The following is a 24,455-nucleotide window of genomic DNA, read 5'->3' on the forward strand; positions in this document are numbered from 1 at the left end:
ACCCTCAGACCGGCCAGGGCCGCTCCGAGACCGGGTCCCCAGGACCCACCGAGACCCCGTACCTCGCGAGCCTCGACGCCCGATCGGCGTAGAGCACCGGTGCAGGCAGACGACTCCACGTCCCGGACGGGTTACCCCAGTTCGAGGCCGTGAGGTCATGGACCAGCCCGATCAGGTCCCCGTCGAGCTTATCGTCACGGCGGCGCAGCGCGATCGGCCTCGGGGTCCCGGGCTTCTTATCGCCCCGTCTCCGCGGCGTGTACGGTGAGCAGCATAGGTGGACGGTCGATCCGTCGAGCCGCACGTAGGCGCCCCTAGGCGCCCGCCACCCCTCCCCCTCGATCGCGTAGACGGTCGGGTCCGACTTGATCACCTCGACGACCGTCACGTCCAATCCCAGCTCCCGTCCGACCTCCCGGACTGCCTCCAGCTCCTCCCCAGGAACGGTCCCGTCCCTGAGGTAGACCACCCGATCCGAGTACTCCCGGGCCGTTTCCAGGACGATCTCGGCCGTCCTCCCCGACGTCTCGCCCCGCTCCCCCACGGGCACCGTGAACGTCCTCCCGTGCTCGATCAGGCCATCCTCATCGACCACGAAGCACGAGCAGCAGGCCCGGCCCTCGACCACGCGACCGCCCTCGACCTTCCTCGAGACGTCCACGCCGACCACCGCGACGTCCTTCGGACCCGAGGTCGCCCTAACCGCGTACGGCTGACCCGCGTGCTTGCAGTGGATCCCGACCGCCAAAACCGTCGCCGCGTACTTCACGGTCTTCCCGTCGGAGAGGACGCGCTCCGTGAAGCACTGGACGAGCGGGTCCCTCCTCTTGACCCTCGCGTACGTCCGATCGTCGTCCGACAGCACCCCGACCAGCACCGGCCCGTCCGCGTCCCCCACCAAGTCCGGGAGGTCCACCGCGTCCGCGACTCTGACGTCACCGGCCTCCACGTCGTGACCGAGGAGGCGCCGCAGCCTCCCGACGACCAGCTCCAGCAGGCGCTCCAGGTCCCGCTCCGAGATCCCGGCGCGCCCCGGGAGCTCCCGATCGGCCACCAGGTGGACGGCCTCCCCGTCCAGCTCGCCCGCACCCTCGTAGGGACCGTAGTTCCACAGGAGATCGTTCAACTCCGTCCGCTTACCACGTTTCTCCCCACCCGCGACCACGGCCGGCGGTCGGACCCTCCGCGTGTCCGTGGACCCCGGGTGCTCCCTCACCTCCACCGCGACGTCCGGGAACCTCCGCCGGAACTCCCCGAGACCCCGATCCAGCAGGTACCGGCCGACCGAGACCCTGTCCGCGACCCCCAACCTGAAGTACTCCGTCACCGGGTGCACGGGTACCTGCCACCTCAGGACGTCATCCGGGTAGTGGAGAACACCACCGCCCACCTTGACCGTCACCACGACCTCCGGATCCACCTCCACGCCGTACCCGGACCAGTGCTCCCTCAACCTCTCCAGGTCCCACCCGTCCTCGCCCTCCCATTCGTCGGCCGGGACGGCGTCCACGACCTTCAGCCTCCTACCCGTGAGCCCACCGTCAGTGGGGATCACGTACGTCCCCGGGAGGACCCGCTCGGCCCACCCCACGCCCCGATCCCTCACCAGGTCCTTGAGCCGGACCCTCGAGATCGCCCTCGCCCTGGGATCCACGGACAGGAGCACGGTACCGTCCCCGAGGGCCCTGGCGCGGACCTCGAGCCCCAGCCTCACCTCGACCGGACCGTACTCGCGACCCAGCGTCCTCAGGACCCGATCCCTGACCTCCCTCCAGTTACCGAGCGCGTACACGCCCGGGATCCTCTCCCCGTCGAACCTCCCACCGTAACAGACCTCGAAGAAGTCCCGGTCGCACAACAGGGAGTACCCGGTGTCCAGCTCGAACCCGAGCCCCTCCAGGCCGAGGCGCAGGGCGGCCCGCACCGCGTAGGCCCTGGCGGTGGGGGACAGGTCATCCCAGCTCACGCGCTCGCCCCGATCTCCGGCCGAGTAGACGACGGTGTCCACCTGGAACGCGAACTCTCTCTCCCTCAAGTGGTCCTTCACGGCTCCGCGGGCGGCCCCTCGATCGTGGTAGTCCTCCCTACGGAGAACCTCGAAGTCCATCCGGACCCGAACAGCGTTAGACCTCCAGGGCATCCCACACAACCCCCACGTCCTCGGGGTCGAATTCGAGCGGCTCGGGCGGGGACTGACGCGAGACCCCGTCGCGGACCTCGCGGATCCGACGGTCGACCGCCTCGAGCAGGCCACCCCGGACCCTGCTCAGGACGGTCAGGACCGGGGCCGACACGGCGTCGAGATCGCGCAGGAGGACCGCGTCTCCCTTCCACCTGAACATCTCCCTAGACAGCGAGCCGTCCAGGAAGCGGCGGAGCACGGGGACGTCCACGGCGAGCGCCCTCCACTCCTCCATCAGGTCCAGGATCAGCCCCGGCCGCCTCCCCCTGGGACCGTGGAGGAACCCCAGGAACGGCTCGAGCCCCGCCGCCACCGTCCTCGAGAGCAGGACCGGCAACAGCACGCCCGCGTACCCGAAGCTGATCGCCGCGTTGAACGGGTCCCTCGGGGGACGCCTCGTCCTCCTCCCGGAGAACGCCCAGTCGGGTAGGACCTCCGCCAGGGCCCGGAAGTACCGGCAGGCCGCCCTCCCCTCGTAACCGCGCAGCGCGTCGGTGGAACCCGCGTTCAGCGCCCTCTCGGCCTCGGACCTCACCTCATCAGCCGCGTCCTCTAATCCGGTGATCCCGGTCTCATTGGCTAGGAACTCGAGGACCGCGGCCCTGGCCAGGATCGAGGAGGCGATCAGCGGACGGGCGAAGGCGAGACGCGCCGACGGTTGTGAGGCGATCTCGTACTGCTTCAACCTCAGGGTCGCGTACCGCTCCGAGAACGGTACGGTCACGCCCAGGATCCGGTTCCCTCCGAGGTACACTATCGGGACCTCGTTTCTGAGCGCTAACCGCACGGCCTGGGTCGTGATCTGGGCTCCACCCGCGATGATTATCCCGGTAGTACGGACCGCTGAGTACTTGCTCTTCCCGATCCGAAACGCGTCTTCTCTCCTCTCGATCTTACCCCTTCTCAGGAAGATCACGGTGTCGTTCGGGGCGCCCATATCGGACACCCCACCGTCCAAAGAAGGTAGGTTACGGGTTGATATTATTTACGCCTTAGTTTGACGAAAATATCAGTATATATATTATTTTTATGAACGATTTCTCGGCGCTCAAGCCTTGAAACCGGGGAATTCGAGGTGCGGTGATCGCCTGGGATCGGGATCGATTAACGCAAACAGCTTATATTGACCGGACATATGCTCGCGTCGCGGCGCGTTCCTAGGACATGATTACACCAGCGTACAGGACGCTGAAAGGTTGGCAACTACGCTCGGAAGCCCTGCCTGTCGACCCCGATGGCTCTACACGCGCGGTACGACGGATCGACGGACTCCGGGCGTCTTCGGGTTCGAGACTTCCCGCCAACGACATCTTAGTGCCGAGCCCGGAGGCGGACAACGGCCCGAATCGTCACGTGTCACCGTAATCGCGTGAACGATCATCCTTGAACTATTATCCACACTATCTCGAGTTTAAACTGACACTAATTAGTTATAAAACGACTATAATTTTATTACTTAATAGAAATAAAGTTTTGAAACCTGTAATTACCTATTTTAACTATTAAGTTAATTGTAAGAGTTACGATTCTGACATCGAGGTCATGAAGCGTGCGATCGAAACCTCCGTACCTCGAGAGTTTCATTACCCATTTTATCACGGACGTCCACGGCACGTATCTTGCGCCGGGTTTCATTACCCATTTTATCGCGAGTTAATCGTGAGGCTCAGTGTGAGTTCTCGGATGAAGACTGAGAGATCGTTGAAGACTTTTTCGTTTCATTACCCGTATTATTGCGGGTTAATTGCGAGACTAGACCTATGTGCTCTGTTATAACCCATGCGTCGGTGGTCGTCATGTTACCCCGTTTCATTACCCGTATTATTGCGGGTTAATTGCGAGGGCGGGCGGTTCTCCCGGAGGATCACCCTTTACACTCCGAAACCACCGAGGGGATTCCCCATCCCTGGCCCACCAAAACCAGCACATCAGTTTTATTTAAAGATTATCCCGATTCCGCTGAACACTTGATCATACTAAAATCCAACACTAATTCGTTTCCATTTAGTCGAAAGCTTAATATACAACATTGGTAATACCGAAAATCATAGTTTCTTCTGATGAGTAATTAATAAGTTAACTTAATGAAGTAATAATTACATAGTGTTGATGAACCGCTTTGATACCTCGTGAGAATCACAATTCTTTGCTAACGGTTAGAATCGTTATCCCTTCGAAGCGAAGTAAGGTGCAGGATTCGCACTATTAAAGTGCACTAGTTGGGCTATAGCCAAAGTCTAAGCGATATCAGTAAGTATGAGTAAATAGAGTAATACTCAATACTCAAGCGCCCCAGAACCACCACCTCCTACGGGGAAGGACCAGCCTTTCCATCCGGTTAATTAACTCGATAAAAAGTGAGTATGATGTAGTATTATAATCATCACGTATTTATAACACCAATCTCACCACAGGCCCGCGACCCGACTTCCGAGTCGTCGACCTTCATCCCCGATTAGCGCCCGCCGTTGCCGTTCAACCTTCGGGTAGGAGGGTGATCCGACCGAGGTGAGCGCGTCTTCGGGCCTCACGCTCTCGACGTCGAGAAGGGGCGTCGCCGAAGCGGCTGGAGATAGTAGCGGGGGACGGGTAAAGATCGAGGTGGCGGAAGCGATCGGCGTGTCACACGCGGGCTCTGCACCTCGGCGGGATCACGGGCGGTACCAGGACCGGGAACCCTCGCTTGCCGCCCTTCTCAGGGGGTTTCTCGGGCGGCTGTTCCGGCGGGCTCTCCGGTGGGTTGCTCGGCGGTGTCCGACCCTGCCCATCCCGTCGCCCTCGCTCCTTCACGGTGAACGACAGCCGCTCCCTGTACTCACCGTACGGCCCCTCGTACCTCACGATCAGGGTGTAATCGCCGGGTTCCTCCGGCGCCCGGAACCTGAACATCACCAGGCCACCGTCGACGTATCCCCCGGGTAGTAGTTCCACCGCACCCAGGTCGGTGACCGACCCACGTTCGTCCTTCAACTCGAACCTCAGGACGCCCTCCTCCGGCCAACAGTCCCACGGCCACTCGTCCGCACACCAAGGCCCCCACCAGTACAGCCGCGGTCGGACGAGCACCGTCACCTCGGAACCGGCCTCTACGGGATCGGGCGTCAGCGAGATATCGAAGATTACCCTCTTCTGCCTGATCTCGACCACCATGACCACGGGTACGTACGGGAACCCGAACCTCTCGACGACCCGCGGCCACTCCGACCGTACTACCTCGGCGCGTTTCCGCTCGTACTCCTCGTACGACATCTTCCGCGGGTCGATACCGACGACGTCGATGGTGACGACGTCTCCCAGCGCCAGCATCAGGTGGTCCATGACGTGGACCTCGTACGACGTCCAGGGGGCGCCTTCAGGGACGTGGGTGAAGACGCCGTCCGGCCACACGAAGAGCTCGACCTTGACGCTCAGCGTCCTGAGGGCGCAGTCCAGACACCACGCGGCCGGGTACGGCTGTACCGGGACGGGCCACTCGACGGCTCCGATATCGTACAGGTACTTCAGCTTCACTCCATAGGGGAACGATATGCCCTCACCGTTCCAGACGGGTTCTACCATCTGGAGGTCCGGCACCCGGTGCACGGCTGGTATCCTGAGCTCCAGGACCAGGGCGGAGTCGTGGGCCTCGGGCGTCACCCGGAAGTCGAGCTGGGTCCACTTCCAGGTCTCATCTAGGAACTCCCACGTGACCTCCGAGCCGTCCGCGGGTTCTACCCGCTCCCATTCCTTCCAGATGATGTACATCCACTCCTCTGCCGGCGGTACTTCTTCCGCCTCACCCCACTCGATCTCCGGGTAGAACCTCGCCTCGAGGACCTCCGCGTCCGGCGGCAGGAGCACGTGCAACGTCACCGGCTTCCCGGGGTTCCTGGTACTGATCGCCGCGATGTACTCCGCGTCCACGTAATCGAGGACCTTATCGCCGTGCCACGTAGTCTCTTCCTTCCAGTGGACGTCCTCGACGATCAGCCAGCTCTTCACGCTGACGTCCGGGAGCACCTCCGGGTCCACCCAGACGGCACCGTGACCCGGTAGCGGTAGTAGGATGAGGGCGACCGGAAGCACCGTCGATGGGAAGGCCCGCCTCATGCCCAAGCCCCGGGCGGTGGGCGTACCGGGGAGGTATGAAAATATTTTTCGTACAGGTAATAGCGCGGGTGTTCTCGGACGTGGGTCGTCCCGCACGGGATGCTCCGATCCGAGCCGGTATCCGGGGTTCGTCACCGTCCAGGGGTTAGGCGACCCGCAGCTGTTTTCCACTGAGTCAACCGACCGACGGGAGGCCGCTGAAACCGAGCCTCGGAACGGTTACGGTTTCCTCATCAACGGAACTGGTTTTGAGAAATCGAGGGTGTGTCGCGCGTCGTTAACACTCCGATGGGATTACTACCCTTATAACTCGGGACGGCCACCTTGGTGTCCCTATGCCGGTGGGGGTGACCCGGTGGAGCGGGTGGCCCTGGCGGGGCTCCTCCACGATGTCGGGAAGCTCCCGCAGCGCTCCGGGGAGCGCGGGAGCCACCAGAAGCTGGGCGCGGAGCTGCTTAAAAAGGCCTTCGGCGGTCGGGAGCGGGAGGACGAGACGCTGGGCCTCGCGGTCCTGGCGGCACGGTACCACCACTCCGACTCGCTCGGGGACGCTCGGCCGAGTGACCTGGAGGTCCCGGAAGACTGGGGCCTGGAGCTGGCGGTCGTGGCCCTGGCCGACACCCTGGCGAGCGCGGAGCGCGGGAACAACGAGCTCGACCGGGAGGAACCCCGTGGCGATCACCGCGGGTACTGGACCCTGTACAACCCTTGGTACCGGATCTGGGAGGCCTTCCGGAGGCGACTGGGCGGCGAGGTCCCGGGCGGCTGGGGCTGGACCGAGGGGCGTCCGGAGTTCGTCCCGGACGAGCTCCCGCTCCTGCACCTCAACGTCGACCCCCGGGAGTTCGAGCCCCCGAAGGTCGTGGAGGAGGGTGAGGGTTACCGGGGGCGCTACCGCGGGCTGGCCGGGAGGTTGACCGAGTGGTTGAAAGGGCTCGGTGTCCGGGACCATCCGCACCCGTTCGACCCGGCCCGGGTGGCGATGGAGGTCACGACGTCGCTCGTCCCGGCCCAGCACTACATCCCCGAGGGCCGCGACCACATGCGCTCGATCACGCTCTACGACCACTCGCTCCTCACCGCGTCCCTGGCCTCGTGCCTGTGGTACCTGGTCGAGGAGGGTCACCTCGACGGCCCGGAGGATAACCCGTCGGAGGCTTACCACCGGTTGAGGGACGGGTTGAGGGAGGGCCGGGGCTCCTTCCTCCTGGTGCGCGGGTCGCTCTCCGGTATCGGCGAGTTCATCCGCTCGGTCCGGCGCGCGTCCCCGCTCGAGGAGAGGAGGCGTACGGCCTCGTACCTCAAGATCATCCGGGGACGCTCGGCCTTCGTGGACCTGCTCACGGCGGGCGCGGCCTGGACCGTCCTCCGCGAGACCCTGGGTCGGGACGCGCACCCCGCGTTCCTGCTCCGGGCGGCGGGTGGCTCCTTCACGCTCCTCCTGCCGAACACCGAGGAGGTCCGGGAGGCGCTCGAAGCGGTTCGGGAAGGATTGAAGCGGTCGGTGTCGGAGGGCAGCGACGGGGTCCTCTCCCTCGGGCTGGCCTGGGTCGAGCTGGACTGGGACGCCCTGATGAGGAGGGAGCGGTTCAGGGAGCGCGTGGAGGAGCTGGGTCGCCGGGAGTCGGAGGACCGGCGTCGCGCGGTCCTGCCGGGTCGGGGGACGACGTCCCGGGTCGAGGAGCCCTGCCCCGTCTGCGGGAGCCCGGTCCCGGAGGATGAGGGGTGCGAGCACTGCGAGCGGCTGGGGGACCTGGGCGACTCCCTGGTCCGCCGGGACGAGGAGGACCGCCCGGTGTTCGCGGGTTTCCTGGTCTACGAGGATCGGGACGGTTCCGGGGACGGTGGGGATGTCGTGCACGAACGCGACGGGCACCGGTACCGCGTGCACCACGTGACCCGCGAAGGGTTGGGCGGTGCCGTCTCGGTAGGTGGACTGCTCCTGGTGGATCCGGCGCACGTGGAGGAGGCGCTGAAGTGTGCGCGGAAGGCGGCAAAGGAGGGGAAGTCTCCGGCCCGGGTCGTCATGTCCTACTTCCCGTGGTACGCGGCTACGAAGGACGACGTGCCGGAGTCGGAGGGAGAGGAGGGGATCGCGACGTTCTCGGGGATGGCGGAACGCTCCCCGGGCGCGTCCCTGCTGGGGTTCGCGTACGTGGACGTGGACAACCTGGGCGAGTGGGTGAGGGAGGCCGCGGGCGACGCGTTCGGCGTACTGCTTTCGATCTCCAGGTTCACGGACCTGGTCTTCCGCCACTGGGTGAACGCGCTGGGGTTCCGGACGGTCGCGGAGTTGCTGGACGACGTGCCGGGACTCGAGGTGAGGCTGGCGGACGGCGGGCGGGAGCTCGACCCGCCGGAGCTGCTACCGAGGTTCGGGGAGGACGGGGAGCCCGAGCCGGAGCACGGGGAGGACCGCGGTCGGCCGTTCCTGTTAGTGTACTCGGGCGGCGACGACCTATTAGTGGCGGGCGCGTGGAACGAGGCGTACTCGCTGCCGTTCGAGGTCTTCCTGCTCTTCTCGCACGTCACGGGTTACCTGCCCGTCGCGTCCCTGTCCGGGGCGGTCGTGCTCACGCGGAAGAAGGCCCCGTTCCACCTGGTCCTGCGGGCGCTCAAGGCGCGGGAGCGGGAGGCTAAGCGCGCGGGTGAGGGCGACGACCCCGTGCGGGTGAGGCTGGCGCCGAAGGGTTACGTTTCGCTGTTGAGGTTATCCGTTTCTAAATCATTGAATGTCAAAGAATTGGAATCGGATAGCGAAAACCAGGATACACATCCCGTCCCCGGACCCGTGCGGTTCGACCTGGCCCTCGCCGCGGTGGACATGTTGAAGGACGTCGTGGGCGCGCTCGACCGGAAGGCGCGGGCCTACCGGCTGCTCCGCGCGCTCCGGTCCTGGTGGGGGCGCGGCGACGTGGGAGCTGCCTCGGCGCTCGCGTACGTCGTCTCCAGGATGGAAGACGACTCGGGGGTCGACCTCTCCGGGACGCTCCTCTCGGTCCTGCCGGTTAAGCCTCCCGAGGACGCCGAGCTGTACCCGGTCGGCCTGTTCGACGTGGCCCTGATCCCGCACCTGATCGCGAGGAGGGGAGGATGAGATGGGCGCGGATCTGAGGCCGGCGGAGCTCGCGGAAGAGTACCTGTACAAGCCGGGTCGACTGGACAGGAACCGTAGGGAGGACGCGGAGCGGAGGTTTGAGAGGTTGCTGAACGACTTCAAGGCTAAGAGGATACAGCTGAAGCCCTCGGACGACGGGCTCCTAGAGCTCGCGTTCTTCACGGCACTGGTGTCGTTGAATGTCTCGAACTCGCAGCTCAGGCGGCTGTACGCCGAGATCACGAACGTCCGCAACGAGACCAGGAGGGCCAGGGAGGGGAAAGGGAGCTGGGAGGACGTGGTAGCCGCCCTGGGCAAGGCCCGCGTCGTGCTCGCGTACACGAAGGGTCGGCAGGGGAAGGAGTTCGAGGGCCTGTACGAGGTCCTGGACGAGGCGCTGCGTAAGGCGACGAAGATCGTTGAGGACTCGGAGGACGACGACGTCCGGAGGCGCGCGATCGAGGCCCTTCACTTCCTGGCCGAGGGCATCGTCGCGTTCCACCGCTTCCTGGGCGGTAGGAGCTGAGGGGGGTCGAACGTGGTCGGTATCGGCGGCACGATCACGCTGGTCGGCGAGATCCGGCTGAGGACGGGCACGCGGATCGGCACGTCCGAGGAGGAGATCGAGATCGGCGGGCTCGACAACCCCGTGATCAGGGACCCGGTGAGCGGATACCCGTACGTCCCGGGCTCCTCGCTGAAGGGGCGCGCCCGGGCGCTGTTCGAGCTCGCGTGGATGAAGAGCCGGGAAATCGAGCCGGACGTGTTCTTCGGCGCCCACCACAACGAGCGCCACGAGTGCGGGTTCGTGCGGCGGGAGGTGTACGAGGAGGCTAAAGAGTACCTGCGCGAGGATCCGCCGTGGCTGGAGAACGGGACGTGTCCGGTCTGCCGGATCTTCGGGTCGGCGGGCGACGGGATCGGGTTCTCGGACCCGGGGAGGCTGGAGGACGAGCGCCGGGGACTCGGGTACGATCCCTACGGGCGGTACCGGGACCCCAACGACGCCCAGGAGCTCTCCGGGGTCGTGGACGTGAAGAAGGAAGCGCGCGTGGCCTTCAGGGACGCCCACCCGACTACCTACACCGTTAATGACGTCTTCGAGCGGGCGGGCGAGCCCACGGAAGTCAAGCACGAGAACGCGATCAACCGCGTCAGCGGTGAGGCCAACCCGCGCTCGATGGAGCGCGTCCCGAAAGGTTCGCGCTTCGGTCTGGAGGTCGTCTACCGGGTCGAGGACGGGGAGGAGCTCGAGTCGGACCTGAAGTACCTGATGTCCTCGTTGAAGCTCGTGGAGGACCAAGGGATCGGCCACAGCACCTCCCGGGGCTACGGCCGCGTCGAGTTCAGGATCGCCGCCCTCTGCGCGCGGTCGACCGGGTGGTACCTGGACCCGGGCGCGGGCGAGGGGTTCCCGGAGGAGGAAGACAAGGACGAGGCCGCCGACGAGGTCACGTACCTGAGTGACCTCGAGGCCGAGCGGTACGAGATCGTGATCCGCGCCCGGGACCTGGAGGACCGGGCGTACCTGCGTCCCGAGGAGTGGGTGGAGCGGCTGGACGAGGTGGTCGGCGAGCTCCCGTGGGGCCGATGACGTGGAGCTGGTCCTGGAGCTGTCGCTGGGTCGGTTCCGCGCGGGGGACGCTATCGAGCGGACCCGGACCTCCGTCCCCGCCCAGACGCTCTTCGGGGCGATCCTCGGGGCGACCCTGGAGCTCCTACGCGGCGACGGCGAGGACCCGGACGTCGTAAAGGAAGTCCTAGACGCGCTGGTCGGCGGCCTCGAGCTCACGGACGCGTTCCCGCTGGACCGCGGGGGCGAGCCGCTGCTCCCCGTACCCGAGCACGTCCGCCGGGAGCTCTCGGACCCAGAGCGATACGGGGAGGTGCTGAGGGAGCTCGCGGGTGACGACGTAGACACGGGGACCCACGGGCTGGTGACCGAGCCGGAGCGCCTGCCGCTGTCCCTGTTCACGGATCTCTGCGTCGAGGGGTCGCCGACGGATCCGGCGACGCTGAAGCGGCTGCGGGAGTGGCTCTCGGGGGAGCACGACCCGGTCGTGGGCTCCGGCCGGCTCACCCACGCCTCGGTCCCCAGGACGGGCGATGACACGACGCCGTTCACCCTGGACTACGCCAGCGGCCGCGGGATCGAGGGTCCCACGCACGTGGCCTTCCTCAGGTACGATGGGAAGGAACCGGACTACTACGACGTCGAGGCGCTGCTCCGCGCGGTCCTCCGTTATCTCAGGGACGCGGGGCTCGGCGGTGCCAGGTCCCGGGGCGCGGGTGAGGTCTTAGAGGCGGGGCTCAGGGAGCCGGAAGGCGAGGAGAAGCTGCTGTTCTCGCAGCGGATGAGGGTCGAGGAGGGCGAGCCCGCGATCACGCTCTCGGCCTGCGCACCCGAGGGGGACGCGGAGTTCTACGGCCGGGTCGAGCGGAGGGGCCTCCACTACGCCCGGGTGGGTCCTTTCGTGACGAATTACCGGGTCCCGCGCCACTACCTGGCCGCGACGGGTTCGTACTTCCCGGAGTGGCCCGGCGCGGAGAACCTCAGGTTCGAGGTCCCGGAGGGGCTGCTCCCCGGGTTCCTCCGGGGCGACCCGATGTACCGGGGCGGGTACGAGCTCGTCGTCTACGGTCGAGGGTTCCCGGTCCGGGTCAGGGCGTTGGGGGACGGGGATTGACCGTCCTGCTGGTCCGGAACGTGGGCGTGAACGACGTCCGGGTGGACGGCGAACGGGTGAACGAGCCGTACTACGTGCTCAAGGAGCTGGTCGAGTCGGGCGACCTCGACGGCGTGTCCTTCCCGATCCTAGAACGGGTGCTGGAGGAGCTGGAGCCCGACCGGATCGTCCTCTTCGCGACGGACCAGGATCCGGGATCGACCCCGAGGCATCTGAAGGCCAAGGACACGCTGTACGTCGCGGAGGCTATGCGCGAGCTCCTCGACGTCGAGGTCGAGGTCCGGGTGATCCGCGAGAACCCGTCGGACCACGACGCGATGCTGGAGCTCTACGGCCGGGAACTCCCCGAGGTCCTGGACGGGGCCGAGGAGGTGTACCTGGACGTGACGACGGGTACGCCCGCCCAGTCGCTGGCCCTCGCGCTCAAGGGTCTCGAGGTCGAGCCGGACGCGGAGCTCGTGTACGTGTCCGAATCCACCGGGACTACCCGGATCCGCGTGGGCGACGAGCTGCTCCGGCGGATCGCGGACGAGCTCCTGGAGTACGGGCTGAACGACCCGGCCGCCAGGGTCCTGTCCCACACCGGGCTGGACGACCTCCGTACCTACGCCGAGGCGCGGGCGGCCGAGGACCGGTTCGAGTTCGAGCGGGCTCGGGAGCTCTACCGGGGGCTCCCCGAGGACTTCCTGGACGTCTCGGATCGACTGGAGCGCGTGGAGCGGGCGCTCTCGGACGATCCCGTGGAGAGAATGGCCGAGCGCACCCGTTACGTCCTGGACCGGGCGCTGACGCACCTGAAGCGTGGCGAGTACGGTGAGTACGTCCTCCGGACCTGCGTCGCCCAGGAGATGATCCTGTGGACGACCTTCTCCGCGGTCTCCGGTCGCGAGCCTGACCCGGACGAGTTCGTGCGGCACGCGTCGCGGGAGGCGGACTGGGATCCCAAGTACGGTAACCTCGGGGACTTGATCCGCAGGGATCCGGTGAGCACCCTAGCTCGCTACCTCGGGGACTACCTGGAGGACCTCACCTCGCTCGAGGTCACCGACGCGGGTCGGGCGGCCGCCGTGAACGCCCTGGCCAGCTACTACGTGGTTAAGGGGCTCAGGGAGCTCCGGGACGACTACGCGCACCGGGCGATCAGGATCACGCTCGAGGATGTCCGGGAGGCCCTCGGACGCTCGCGCGTGGACTCGGAGTACTGGGAGAGGAAGCACGGTCACGGCCCCGACTTCAAGTTCCCGTCGGAGGAGGACGACCCGGAGGCGGCCGTCGAGGCCCTCCGGGAGTGCGTGGACGCGATCGAGCGGGCGGTGGGTCGATGAGCGGGCTCGAAACCGTCGAAGTCCGGCTGGAGGTGCTCACGCCGCTCCACGTCGGCGTTCCCCGGGAGGAAGAGTTGGTCCGCGGGCTCGACTATCGGGTGGACGGAAACCGAATCCTCGTAGTGGACTTCACGACCCTGCCTCCGGAGCGGGCCGAGCGCGTGCTCGGGGCTCTGGAGGGCGGGGACCACGCGGAGGCCGAAGGATACCTCGAAGGCGCCGAGGTGCTCAGGGAGGTGGAGCTGAGGACGGGGGGCGTCCCGGACCGGTTCCTCCCGACGTACCGACCGACGCGGGTGGACGACCCGTGGATCCCGGGCACGTCGGTCAAGGGGGCGCTGAGGACCGGGCTCCTCCTGGCCGCCCTGAAGCGTCTGGACGGGCTGGGTACCGACCTGAGCACGCTCACCGATAGACTACCGCGCAACCCGAAGAAAGCCGCCGTGGCCCTCGATAACAGGCTCCGGGCTACCGTCTTCCAGGGTGGGACGGCGAGAAGGAGCTACCGCCGTAAGCCGAACCGCGGGTGGCCGGAGGTTTTCCCCCACGCGGACGTGCTGCGGGCGCTGAAGGTGGAGGACGCTAGGCCCGTCGGGAAGATACGGACCGCGGTGTACCGGGCGGAGCTGCACCCGAAGGGTAGACCGCTCGACGCCCGCGAGTTCGTGGTCTCCGGGACTTTCGAGCTCGAGCTCGGCACGGACCATGGCGAGCTGAAGCGCGTACTCGACACGTGGGACAGGGTGGAACTGCCCCGGCTGCCCAAGCCCGTGTTCCGTTTCCTCCGCGATGTCAGGAGCGGGCTACGGGACTTCTGGGAGGAGACGCTGGAGAACCCCGAGACGGTCCTCGAGCGCGCCCGGGAGGGCTGGCGTGAGGGTCTAAGGGCGCTGAGCGAACGGTTCCGGGTCGACGTGCCCGACGACGCGGACGTCCAGCTGGGGTGGGGAGGCGGCCGGCTCGTGAAGACCGCGCTCCCGCTGGCGGGTCGGGTCCTGCGGGGTCCGCTCGATCAGTTCGCACCCCAGACGGTTAAGCTCGTGGACGGCGAGGTCCCCGGGCTGGTCAGGGTCGTGGAGGGCGGGTGACGCGGGCCGCCGTGATCACACCCGACCCGGGGTAACTTATTTTCCGTCACGTTGTGTGCCCGATGACGACCATCGTCGGGCGGCGGGGAAACCGGCCCATGAGTCGCCCGCGCCCGGGATCCCGCGGCTGGATGCTGATGTCCGAGGGCGTCTTCGCGCTGATCGTGATCTTGTTGACCTTCACGGCGACGGTAGGTTCGATCCACTTCAAACACACCCATCCCAGGAAGCAAAACAGGCTCACCCGCCTGTCGCACGCCAGGTGCATCGTGGTCGTGACGGAGGACCTATGCGGCGGGTCCAGGTACTCGGTCCGGCTCGCCGAGATGCTCAGGAGGAGAGGTGTACCGATGACGTTCGCCGTCCCGGCCTGGGAGGCCTACGCCTACCCCGACCGGATGAGGAAGCTGCGCGAGCTGGGAGGGGACCTCATCAACCACGCCAACGACGGCGGAGCGTCGTACGCGTTCCTGGGTCGCCCGGGCAAGGTGGCGGGGTTACCGGTGAAGACGCAGCGCCAGATCATCCACACGACCCAGAAGTGGATCCACAGGGCCACCGGCGTACGACCGGACGCGTTCAGGGCGCCCGGCCTGGCGATCGACGAGAACACGTACCGGGCCCTGGTGGAGGAGGGCATCTGGGTGGATTCGAGTAAGATCTACACCAGGCCCGGCACCCGGGGGGGCGCCCAGGTGGATCGCGATCGACGGCCACCGGATCCTCGAGGTACCCATAGCGTGCTACGCGGAGTGGCGGTACGAGCGCGGGCAGCCGGTGGAGCCGGAGTTCCTGTGCTCGTTCGCCGACGACCTGTTCGTGCGTCCCAAGATAGCGACCGGTCACCCCCGAGGAGGCGCTGGAGAACCTGAAGCGCGGGTTCGACCAGTACTACCGGCACGGCCGGCCCGGCAGGCCCACGGTGTTCGTCGTGCTCTTCCACGAGCACATCACGGCCAACCCGAAGTACTGGTGGATCATCCTCGAGTTCGTCGACTACGCGCGGTCCCATCCCGGAGTGGCGTTCGCGACGATCGACGAGTTCGCCGAGTTGGCGCGTCACGGGCAGCGGTTCACCGCGTTTTGATCGCCGGACGCCCACCGCGCGTCCGGGTCGTCGATAGCGTGTGTCGTCGTGCGGGAAGCCGTCGCTCACTCTCAAAACGTTAACATACCGTGATCGCCCGTGTCGTTCCGTATCGAAGCTCGACGGTTTCCGGTTCTCCGCGGGGGTGCGTACCTTCCCCCCGCCGTCGAGTTGAAGGGTGTGACCGTCCGCTTCGAGGGCTTGACGGCGCTGCGGGACGTCGATTTATCCGTCGAGGAGGAGTGTGGGAGTTCCTCGCGGGCAAGTACCTGGCCACGTGTCGCCTACTCGCGCGTGGCCTTCGGGATGCGGTACTTCCCCTCGGCTGAGGGCTGGGGCTTCGTACTGCTGGGGACCGTCGCCTCGGCGAGCGTCGGGGCCCTGGTGGCGCTGCTATGCCGGGAGGAGAAGTCCGCCAGCGCCGTGCTCAACGCCGTCGCCTCCCCGGCGATGTTCCTGGGGGCGGTCGTGGTCCCGGAGAACCTGGTGCCGAGGGTCGCGTTCGAGATCTTCCACCGGTACCCACCCGTGACGTTCATCCACGCGCTCCGGGCGACGGACCTGTACGGTAAGCCGGTAGCGGTCGCGGACGTGGTCGTGGGGACGGTCCTCACCGCGACGGTCTTCGCGGCCTCGGCCCTGGTGTTCCGGAGGGCGGCGAGGGAGCTGAGGTGTCGTAATTCGGGACTATAATTCGAGCTCTTCCCCCACCCCGGGGCGCTCGCACTCGATCCCCCACCGCTCGAAGTGTCTCGCGTCGCTCGGTCGGAAGTAGTGACATCCTACCACCCGTCCCACCCCCAGCTCCCCGAGCACCTCCGCCACCTGCCGGATCCGCGCCGCCCCCGGGTACCGGCAGAACCCCGCAATCACGGTCTCGACTTCCCACCGCTCGCACACCCACCGCACCAGTTCGACCAACTCCCCGGGCTCCCGGGCCGCCAGCAGCACCTCCTCCGACTCGAGCAGCAGACCCACGTTGTTCGGCCGCTCCACCGCGAGCACGCCCGACACTACCTCCTCCCTGTTCCGTACGCGGTTCACCCGGCGCACGTCGAGCTCGGAGGACGGGGACGCGAACACGGTGATCCCCGGGTTCCCGTCCAGGAGGCCCGGGAGCCCGCCGACGTGGTCGTCGTGGTCGTGCGACACGATCACCAGCTCGACGTCGCGCGGTTCCACCCCGGCTTCCTGGAGATTGTGCAACAGGATCCTGTCCCTGCCGCCCGCGTCGAACAGCAGGCGGCGACCCTCCAGCTCCACCAGGCAGGAGAACCCCCACGACGGTCTGAAGCCCCTCCTCCCGCGCCGGTCGTCGTAGACCAACACCACCCGCACCCGACGCCTCACCCCCAGGAGCGGGAGGGTCCGCCGTTCCACGCCCGCGTCCCGATAGACGATCTAGGAGGATGCCCTCGGGCGCACACCCCTCCGGCCCGCGCTACGTGGACGTGTCAATCGAGGGCGCGGGGCTCCGGAGACGCGAGCGTGCTAGTCTACGGGTGGCGCGTGGTCGACGTCGGCGGCCTGGAACCCTCCACGCTCCTCACCTGGATCGCCACCTACGGCGGTCCCCGCGGCCGCTGCACGTTCGTGTTCTGCCTTTCCCTCGGGGCCGAGACCCCGTGGGTGCCCCCGTACCCGGATGTCACCCTCGACGGCCTGCTGGGGACTTCCACGTCCCTCCTGACGGCCCTGCTCACCCGGGCCCTCGGGGTGCCCCCGGACGTCTTCAACCGACCGGTGCTCGCCCCGAGGCTGCCCGAGCGGTACGCGCTCGTCGGTCTGGCGGCCTGTCTCACGGCCCTGACCACCCGCCACTACCTGGGTCCGCTCATCTACGCGACCCTCGGCGTGTTCGTGCCCGAGGGGTGTTCCTCACCGGCGTTCCGCTCGCCCTCTGGGGGCTCCGCCTGATCGCCGCGGGCACGGGACTGCCGCTCCCCCTCGTCGGCGCCCTCGCCTGGCTCTTCCAGTGGGTCTTCGACGAGAACGAGGAGCCCGACGTCGTCCCGCCCAGTTACTGGGTCCTACCGCGAGTCGTCCTCTCGAAGCCGCCGACCTGGTACCTGGAACGCGCGCTCGAGTCCCCGGACACGCTCCTGGACTACCTCCTCACGGGCGCGGTCGTCGTCAGCCTACCGCTGCCCCTCACCCAGCTCGTCTGGGTCCTCCTCGGCGGACCCACCGGCGTGCTCGAGATCCTCGACTACCTGGTCCAGCTGATCGGGGAGATCATGGAGGACCCCGGCCGCACCTTACCCGAGGTGATCCTTTGGTTCCTGCTCCCGGTACTACCCCACGTCGTCCACGTCCCGACGTGGCTCGCAGCGTTGGGAGGGTTACCCGCGCTCCTAGCCCACGCGGGCGGTCTCCTGCTGGCCCCGCACTTCCTCACCCACGCGCCCGCGGTCACCTTCGGGGCGACCGTCACGGTCTCGAGAGGCGGATCGTGTCCGACCGGCGTCCGGAACGTGTCCGCGTCGGGCCCGTCTCCGTGACAGCTTCCATGTCGCTCGGGATCTCACGACGGGTGTAGCTCCGACGGGAGAAGTGGAGTGAACGAGTCGGTCAGTGTCCCCGCGGTGGACGTACCGATCGCCCCGACGGTCGAGCCCACGCACCGGCCGGCACGGCCTTTAACGCGCGTCGGGGTTCGAACCCTTTATATTATCTTTACTCAGACATAACCCTCCAGCTTAAACCACTCCCAGACCTCAAACCACCAACTGTCAACACAACCTCACCAACTCGAGGATACCGTGAGTGGGGGTGGGAGCGCGTGATCGAGAAGGTGTTGGCGGATCTCAACAGGGTGGCGGGCGTCAACGGCTCGATGGTGGCCTCCAGCGACGGGTTGGTGGTGGCGGAGGCGGTACCGCCCGAGGTGGATCCCGAGATCGTGGGGGCCATCGCCACCACGGTGTACGGTTCGGGGGAGCGCGTCATCGAGGAGATGGAGCTCGGGGAGCTGAAGCAGATGCTGGTGGAATCCACCGACGGGAAGGTGGTCATCATCAGGGTCGACGACGATGCCCTGCTGGTGCTCATCGCGGACCCGGACGCGAACCTCGGACTCATCAGGCTGAAAGCGCGAGAGGCTGCCGAGGAGATATCCAAGCAGCTCTGAACGCGGGTACGCGGCGTTCGACCTCCCCACGCCCCGACCGGCTCCTTCCTTCCCGCGGAACGGGCGTCTACCGGGTGCGAGGAAATCTGTCCGCCCGGAGTCCGGCGGAGCTCACGTCATACGGAGTGGGTTACTACGGCTCCACTGTAACGTGAGAACGGGTGCTGAAACCATTGCGATAAAGCCCATGAACTCTAAGGAAGTTTTTCCTATCTACCCACAATTCAACGCGTAGAAAGCGGTATAAAGCGTGGATTATGTTATATATAGTGTCCATCAGGATCATTGGGGTTAGGTTGTGAGGGGGTTAGATTGTCTATTTAACAGTTTGCTGATGGATGTCCTGATGAACGTCGCTCACGCGTCCGTGATTACGGCGCTCCAACGGCAGTGACGACCGATGACGCGTCGGTCGACGTGTCATTCCCCGGGCGTGGACCCGTCCTGCATGAAATAAGAATGAACGAACACGTGGGTATCTCATTGCTGAACCCTATTTCTGGGACTTTATCGACGTTTCGTTTAACTCCCACGGGGTGAGCCGGGCGGTGATCCGACACAGACCGGCGGGGACGATCGGCGTCGGACCGCCCACCGTCCGCGACCCGGTTGACGATCGGCGGTGATTTACGTTCCGCTGAGTAGAGCGACCCGGTCGGTCCACCGGAGGCGCCGCACCACCGCCCTGAGTGACCGTGGGGGAGCACCCCCGTTGGTCGAGCCCATCCGCTCCCTCCCGGGATCCCGCACTCGGGTGAAGCTCACCCGGGAGTGTATCGTCATCCGCGAGCGCGGTGAGACCCGTCGGATCCGCCTCGAGGACGTCGTAGGAGTCAAGGAACACCCGAGGAGGGCGTCGAAGGCGCTGGACCCGGCCGAGGATACGCGGCTCGTCCTGATCACCGGGGACCTCGAGAGGCTCGTGCTACTGGTCCGCGACGGGCGATTGTACTGGGGCCTCAAGGCGCTCCTCGCCGCCAGGGACGGCGAGACCGACCGGTTGATCAGGTACCTAACGGAGCTGCTGCGGATCGCGGGGCATCCGCCGCTCCTCGAGCGTCGGGACGGGCGCGTGCTCCTCCGGTGGCCGTGGCTGGAGTTGGAGCTGGGGTCACCCGAGCGGGCCGAGACCGTCTACCGCGAGCTGCTCTCCAGGTGGGAAGAACTGTTGGAATCCGACGAGAAGGGTCACGACCTGGACCGGGAGGCCCGTCCGGTGTGGGTGGCCCTCTCCGTGCCGCTGGCGCCCATGGTGATGACGGTGGGCGTCCATCGGCGACTGATCGCCCAGGTCAGCCCCGTGCTGATATGGGGAGCGAAGCTCGCGGTGGACGTCCTCGAGCGCGTGCTCGGGAAGGGGCCCATCCAGTGCTCTGTGGCGTGGGAGTCGGTCTGATCTCCGTGGTGCCCTGGCTCGCGTTGTTCGCCTTCCCGTACTGGTACCTGGCGCGCCACGCGCTCCCCTACGTGGATGGGCCACTGAGGTTCGAGCTGACGCGGAGGCTCGGGACGATGGGTGCGGTCACGGGGCTCTGGTGTCTCCTGGCACCGCTCGTCGTGGGGATGTACGCGCCCGCCGTCGCGATACCAGCGGCGGCGGTGTCCATCGTGCCGGCGGTCAGGGCCGTGATGGCGTGTCTGCGCGCCCCCTCGGAGTTCACCATCGCCCTGATGAACGTGGGGACGTGGGCGCGACGGACGTCCGCCGCGGGTGCGTGCGTCGCGCTGGTCGCGACCGCGCTGGCGGGTCCGGTGGTGGGTGGCCTCGCGGAGCTGGCCTCGGCCGTTGCGTGCGCGTACGTCGTCTCGAGCAGGGTGGGGATCGCCTCTCACCTGGCTAAGAGGGTCTGGATACCGACCGACAGGTGTTCCGGGCAGCGACCGGCGAAGGGATAGTGCGGGCGCGTTTCCGCGCTCTCTCCCCCTGGGGAAGGGGGTGCGGGTCGGTGACGCGGGTTCCCCGTTCGGGCGGGCCTCATCCCCGATCCCGACGTCCGCTCTCGAGCCGCTGGACGTGCAGCGGGTCGATCCGGTTGAAGAACTCCTTCAGGAGCGCGACCTCGGCGGCGGTCAGCCTGAACCCGGTCCACTCCCAGGAACCGTCCTCCCGTTCACCGTACCGCACGAACACGCCACCGTCCGGATCGTAGCGGAGGATCAGGGCTCGGGCCTTACCCTCCTGATCGCGGAAGATGGGCACCTCGGTGGACTCCACGACACCCACTCCCCGGGACACCGATCCCGACCACGCCATATGGTTTGGGGTGTCCCCCTCTTAACCCACCACGTCCTCGAACCTCAGATCGAGGTCGTCCTCGGACGCTATCGTCTCGTAGGCGATCTTCGGTCCCGGGATCTTGCCCTCGGCGCACCACTGGGAGTAGTTGTTCATCAGCGCGTTCACCCACGCGTGCACGAGGCACTCGACGTCATCCTCCGGGGCTTCCAGGTCGCAGAGGGCGTAGTACTCCCGGACCACGTCGGCGACGGCCTCCGGACCGCCGAACGCAATCACGGTGTCCGCGAACCTGTTGATCTTGTCCTGGACGTAGGCCATCGCGATCTTCCGGGCGAGTCCGGCACCCGCCCCGATCGGGAACCGTTTAGCCGCCTCCAGGAGAGCCGCCGCGAACGCCTCGCGGAGCTCGCGGAGGTACCCCCTGAAGATCTCCTCGGCAAACTCGCCGGAAACGAACGGTCCCTCCGCGGCGCATCCGGCCAGGTGCACGGCCTGGACGTCCCAGGAGATCCGCTCGTACAGCGCCTCGACGGCGCGGGGATCCACGGCGCCGCTGAGGACCCGATCCCGGATGTCGCCACCTACCCCACCGATGTACTGCATACGGCCCAGGAACCGGATCAGATCCACCTCGGGGAACGCCGGGACGGCGCGCCCCGCGAACAGGAACCGGCGGTTGTGCCTGACCGTACGTAGCTCCCCGTGCGCCACCACCTCCAGCCTGAAGTCGAGGACCTCGAGGACGAGCTTCCGGACCTCCGGCGAGCCGATGGAATCGCACTCGTCCCATCCGACGAACCCGGCGGGGTAGTGCAGCACGACGCCCGGACGGTCGGTGCGCTCGTCCCACACCATCGCCTCTCGGGTCACGCCCTCCCCGGACACCACGGCGACGCTGAAGGCGTCGAGGAACGTGGTCTTGCCCGCCCCCGGCCCGTCGACGAAGCACATGTGTCCACGGAGGTTCAGGGCCAGGCCGACGGCGCGGACAGGGTCGAAGAAGAACCCCAACGCCTCGACGACCTTCCTCAGGTCGGCGTCCGGACAGAGGTCACGGTCCACCGCCACGACCCCGTTTCAACGTGTTCGTCGTCCGTAGAGACGTGCGACGAGTCACCGTGGGTGCTGGGGTACCGTGTCGAAAAGTGGATGAGGTCGGGGGCAGGATATCACCGTTTCCGGGTAAGGCCGCCGGCCCTTGAAACCCGCCGGCGATGGGAACTGAACTCTCGTGTCGGCGATGGGTCCCGACGGCTCCGTAGGAGCGTCATCCTCAACCCGGGTTCTAGAGCGGTAGACTCCCCTGCGCCACCGTCAGCGCACCCAGGAGGAAGATCACGCAGTAGCCGACCAGTCGGGTCACAGGCTTCAGCGCCTCGCGAAGCGGGGAGGGTAACGAGTCGACCACGAGCTCGCCCAGGAAGTTCGCGACGACGGTCAACGGCGAGCCCGTGTCGCCCCCGAAGGCGGTAGACACCCAGTAGAGGAGCAGCGGCGTGAGTAGCAGCCCGACCAGTACCTCCAGCGGCTTTGGTCTCCGATCCCAACCCCTCCGCGGTTCGAACTTCCGGAACCCCTTCAGGTCCTCGAACTCCTCCACCACGAGCCACTCGAAGCCGCCGGCCTCCTTCCGGTCGTAGTAGCTCGAACCGAGCACCGTCCCACCGCCGACGACGGGTATCACCAGCTTGCCGTTTTTCATCGGTACGATCGCACGGATCACCAGGAGTCGATCGGGCGATACGTCGACGCGGACCACCCTGTACTCGACGGTTCCGATGTCGGGTACGTTCATCTCACCCTCCCGAACCACTCGATACTGGACCGGCTGGAATCCCGGCGCGAGTACGCCCGTGTACGCGTCCCGGTACGCGTCCCTCGGGACCGTCCCGTACTTGAGAATTTTCGAGCCCGCGGGCAGGGGGATCTCGGGTACCGTCGCGACCACGTCCACGAGGACCTCGTCCCCGCGCACCGACCTCACGATCACCGTCTCCGGACCCTCGGAGAGACGTCGGAGCTCCTTCTCCCACAGCTGCTCCGTGTTCAGGCGCGTTCCCCACGACCCCTCGACGTTCAGGAGCAGCAGGAACAGGTCGGGGTGCAGGGAGCGCAGCAACTCGGAGTTGGCGTACGAGGCGTACCACCGATCGCCCGCCCGGACCAGCGCCGGGATCGGATCACCGAAGGGGTGGAGGAGCAGGCTCGACGTGACGCCCAGCGGTAGGTACCGCCACCCCGCCGGTACTAGCAGGTCCAGGTACAGGAACGAGTCGTCGTCCGCCCGCACGCGCAGCGCCAGGACCCCGTCGAGCAGGGGCTTCATCGCCCGACCGAGCCGGGACTCGAGGAAGAGGTCGCGTCGCGTGCGGAACTCCTCGTCCCACCAGGTTATCACGCTGACCTCCTCCGGCAGCTCGAAGGTCGTCTCGGCCGTCTCCGGGGCCGGCGAGTGGTTCCGCTCGCACCACGCCCTCACGTCGCCCGCGGTGGCCGAGCTGAGGACGGCGTCCGCGGGCACGACCGCCGCCGTCTCGATCCGGGCCTCCCGCGGCACGTAGACGGTGCCCTCGGTGCCCGGCCAGAGCCGTACGAACACGTGGACCTCGTGGAGGTTACCCTTCATCCCACCGTCCAACACGGTGATCTGGGAGACGAACACGGGGGGCGGCGGTGAAGGCGGGAGGATCCTCGGGTTGGCGTGCGCGGCCGCCGGCAGGAGCGCGATCGCCGCGAGCAGCACCGCGAGCCGTCGACGCCTCACCGGGAGTGGAACGAGGGCCGGGAAGAGGTGATAACGGTACGGTGGACCTTCTCTTTCCCATCCCCAGTAGTTCACCTTCACCGGCCAGTACTCGTACTCCCTGAGGTCTTCGAGGCCGAAGGCGACGAGGGCCGGCTCGAAGGTGGGGACGTTGACGCCCTGCTCGATGACGAACCCGTAATCCGTCGGCTCGAGGTAGTACGAGTGTCTGTTGTCGGACTCGTACGTCGCCGCGTTGAACTCGTAACCCGGAACGAGGTACATGAGCAGGTGGTTGCTGACGAGCCGCGCCCGCACCTCGACGACGAGCAGCCCCGGGTCGACCCGGGCCTCCAGTACGGGGATATCGGCGTAGCCCCGCTCCAGGAGGCCCGCGAACGCGTTCCTCACGGTCTCGGGTATCCCGTCGATCGGAACCCGGACCGGCCAGTCGTCGCCGACGGGGGCGTAGAGCCGGTCGCGCCACTCGAGCCCCTCCGAGGTCAGCCGCCAGTCCCGGACCTCGTGGCGTCCCCATTCCGACCGCGGTGGCAGGGCCAGCCCGTCGACCGTCCGGAGCTCGTCCGCGGCGAACCAGTACACTCCCCGGACCTCGGAGTTCAGGGGCAGGTAGACCCGGACGGTCCCGGGTTTCGACACGTACACCAGGTAGAGGATGTCCGCGTGGTCCTCGTCCGGCGGTCCCTCGAAGAACACGTCTACCGTGGGGGTCGCGGCCGCGGGTTGCGCGGCCAGGAGCAGCGCCAGGAGCGCCAGCACGGGTTGCC

Annotated in this window: 21 protein-coding genes; 14 read left to right on the forward strand and 7 right to left on the reverse strand. The window is 66.8% G+C overall.

All coding sequences use genetic code 11. The features are described 5' to 3' along the window. Positions 1-4 precede the first annotated feature (4 nt). The 3 genes from MK_RS07025 to MK_RS07035 all read right to left on the reverse strand — a co-directional run bounded on the left by MK_RS07025 (position 5) and on the right by MK_RS07035 (position 6,271). A complete protein-coding gene (locus MK_RS07025; protein ID WP_011019679.1) occupies positions 5-2,140 on the reverse strand; it encodes an argonaute/piwi family protein in 2,136 nt (711 codons plus the stop codon). Beyond that, positions 2,124-3,119 (reverse strand): CRISPR-associated endonuclease Cas1, encoded by a 996-nt coding sequence (gene cas1, locus MK_RS07030; protein WP_011019680.1) that lies wholly within the window; start codon positions 3,117-3,119, stop codon positions 2,124-2,126. Before cas1 ends, MK_RS07025 begins: the two co-directional genes overlap by 17 nt. A 1,685-nt stretch (positions 3,120-4,804) precedes the next feature. Continuing rightward, positions 4,805-6,271 carry a hypothetical protein gene (locus tag MK_RS07035; protein WP_011019681.1) on the reverse strand — a complete coding sequence of 489 codons (1,467 nt, stop codon included), beginning with the start codon at positions 6,269-6,271 and terminating at the stop codon, positions 4,805-4,807. 355 nt (positions 6,272-6,626) lie between these two features. Between MK_RS07035 and cas10 the strand changes: the two genes are divergently transcribed. From cas10 to MK_RS07075, 9 genes are all read left to right on the forward strand, one after another. Beyond that, positions 6,627-9,368 carry a type III-A CRISPR-associated protein Cas10/Csm1 gene (gene cas10, locus MK_RS07040; RefSeq protein WP_011019682.1) on the forward strand — a complete coding sequence of 914 codons (2,742 nt, stop codon included), beginning with the start codon at positions 6,627-6,629 and terminating at the stop codon, positions 9,366-9,368. Position 9,369: 1 nt separating this feature from the next. After that, positions 9,370-9,894, forward strand: a complete 525-nt coding sequence (gene csm2 / locus MK_RS07045; RefSeq protein WP_011019683.1) for a type III-A CRISPR-associated protein Csm2 — start codon at positions 9,370-9,372, stop codon at positions 9,892-9,894. Positions 9,895-9,906: 12 nt separating this feature from the next. Continuing rightward, positions 9,907-10,962: a type III-A CRISPR-associated RAMP protein Csm3 gene (csm3, locus tag MK_RS07050; RefSeq protein WP_011019684.1), complete on the forward strand. Its 1,056-nt coding sequence runs from the start codon at positions 9,907-9,909 to the stop codon at positions 10,960-10,962. Position 10,963: 1 nt separating this feature from the next. Then, positions 10,964-12,055: a hypothetical protein gene (locus MK_RS07055; protein ID WP_011019685.1), complete on the forward strand. Its 1,092-nt coding sequence runs from the start codon at positions 10,964-10,966 to the stop codon at positions 12,053-12,055. Then, positions 12,052-13,380 (forward strand): hypothetical protein, encoded by a 1,329-nt coding sequence (locus MK_RS07060; RefSeq protein ID WP_011019686.1) that lies wholly within the window; start codon positions 12,052-12,054, stop codon positions 13,378-13,380. Before MK_RS07055 ends, MK_RS07060 begins: the two co-directional genes overlap by 4 nt. Then, on the forward strand, positions 13,377-14,468 hold the full coding sequence (gene csm5 / locus MK_RS07065; RefSeq protein WP_011019687.1) for a type III-A CRISPR-associated RAMP protein Csm5: 1,092 nt from the start codon (positions 13,377-13,379) through the stop codon (positions 14,466-14,468). The genes MK_RS07060 and csm5 overlap by 4 nt, the downstream gene beginning before the upstream one ends. A gap of 98 nt (positions 14,469-14,566) precedes the next feature. After that, positions 14,567-15,340: a polysaccharide deacetylase family protein gene (locus MK_RS07070; protein WP_011019688.1), complete on the forward strand. Its 774-nt coding sequence runs from the start codon at positions 14,567-14,569 to the stop codon at positions 15,338-15,340. A gap of 50 nt (positions 15,341-15,390) precedes the next feature. Then, a complete protein-coding gene (locus MK_RS09150; RefSeq protein ID WP_011019689.1) occupies positions 15,391-15,555 on the forward strand; it encodes a hypothetical protein in 165 nt (54 codons plus the stop codon). Positions 15,556-15,735: 180 nt separating this feature from the next. Beyond that, positions 15,736-16,248 carry an ABC transporter permease gene (locus tag MK_RS07075; RefSeq protein ID WP_148679780.1) on the forward strand — a complete coding sequence of 171 codons (513 nt, stop codon included), beginning with the start codon at positions 15,736-15,738 and terminating at the stop codon, positions 16,246-16,248. On the opposite strand, the gene MK_RS07080 is transcribed toward MK_RS07075, so the two are convergent. Then, on the reverse strand, positions 16,243-16,893 hold the full coding sequence (locus MK_RS07080) for an MBL fold metallo-hydrolase (RefSeq protein ID WP_011019691.1): 651 nt from the start codon (positions 16,891-16,893) through the stop codon (positions 16,243-16,245). The two genes, MK_RS07075 and MK_RS07080, sit on opposite strands and share 6 nt — an antisense overlap. A 150-nt stretch (positions 16,894-17,043) precedes the next feature. Here MK_RS07080 and MK_RS07085 point away from each other — a divergent pair, with 150 nt between their 5' ends. The 5 genes from MK_RS07085 to MK_RS07105 all read left to right on the forward strand — a co-directional run bounded on the left by MK_RS07085 (position 17,044) and on the right by MK_RS07105 (position 20,581). Beyond that, positions 17,044-17,472, forward strand: a complete 429-nt coding sequence (locus tag MK_RS07085) for a hypothetical protein (RefSeq protein WP_148679782.1) — start codon at positions 17,044-17,046, stop codon at positions 17,470-17,472. After that, the gene (locus MK_RS07090) at positions 17,427-18,056 is read left to right on the forward strand and encodes a hypothetical protein (protein ID WP_011019692.1); all 630 of its coding nucleotides are present in this window, start codon (positions 17,427-17,429) and stop codon (positions 18,054-18,056) included. The genes MK_RS07085 and MK_RS07090 overlap by 46 nt, the downstream gene beginning before the upstream one ends. Before the next feature lie 281 nt (positions 18,057-18,337). Then, on the forward strand, positions 18,338-18,685 hold the full coding sequence (locus MK_RS07095) for a roadblock/LC7 domain-containing protein (protein WP_011019693.1): 348 nt from the start codon (positions 18,338-18,340) through the stop codon (positions 18,683-18,685). A gap of 712 nt (positions 18,686-19,397) precedes the next feature. Then, complete coding sequence (locus MK_RS07100) at positions 19,398-20,081, forward strand: hypothetical protein (protein ID WP_011019694.1); 684 nt, start codon at positions 19,398-19,400, stop codon at positions 20,079-20,081. After that, entirely contained in the window at positions 20,054-20,581 is a 528-nt protein-coding gene (locus tag MK_RS07105) for a hypothetical protein (protein WP_011019695.1), read from the forward strand. Before MK_RS07100 ends, MK_RS07105 begins: the two co-directional genes overlap by 28 nt. A 79-nt stretch (positions 20,582-20,660) precedes the next feature. Here the strand turns inward: MK_RS07105 and MK_RS07110 are convergent, their stop codons facing one another. The 3 genes from MK_RS07110 to MK_RS07120 all read right to left on the reverse strand — a co-directional run bounded on the left by MK_RS07110 (position 20,661) and on the right by MK_RS07120 (position 24,447). Continuing rightward, complete coding sequence (locus tag MK_RS07110; RefSeq protein WP_158295974.1) at positions 20,661-20,900, reverse strand: hypothetical protein; 240 nt, start codon at positions 20,898-20,900, stop codon at positions 20,661-20,663. Between the two features lie 60 nt (positions 20,901-20,960). Beyond that, on the reverse strand, positions 20,961-21,986 hold the full coding sequence (locus MK_RS07115; RefSeq protein ID WP_148679783.1) for a hypothetical protein: 1,026 nt from the start codon (positions 21,984-21,986) through the stop codon (positions 20,961-20,963). A gap of 223 nt (positions 21,987-22,209) precedes the next feature. Beyond that, the gene (locus MK_RS07120) at positions 22,210-24,447 is read right to left on the reverse strand and encodes a hypothetical protein (protein ID WP_011019698.1); all 2,238 of its coding nucleotides are present in this window, start codon (positions 24,445-24,447) and stop codon (positions 22,210-22,212) included. Positions 24,448-24,455 lie beyond the last annotated feature (8 nt).

This window comes from Methanopyrus kandleri AV19 (genome assembly GCF_000007185.1).
GTDB classification, from domain to species: Archaea; JAADCQ01; Methanopyri; order Methanopyrales; family Methanopyraceae; genus Methanopyrus; species Methanopyrus kandleri.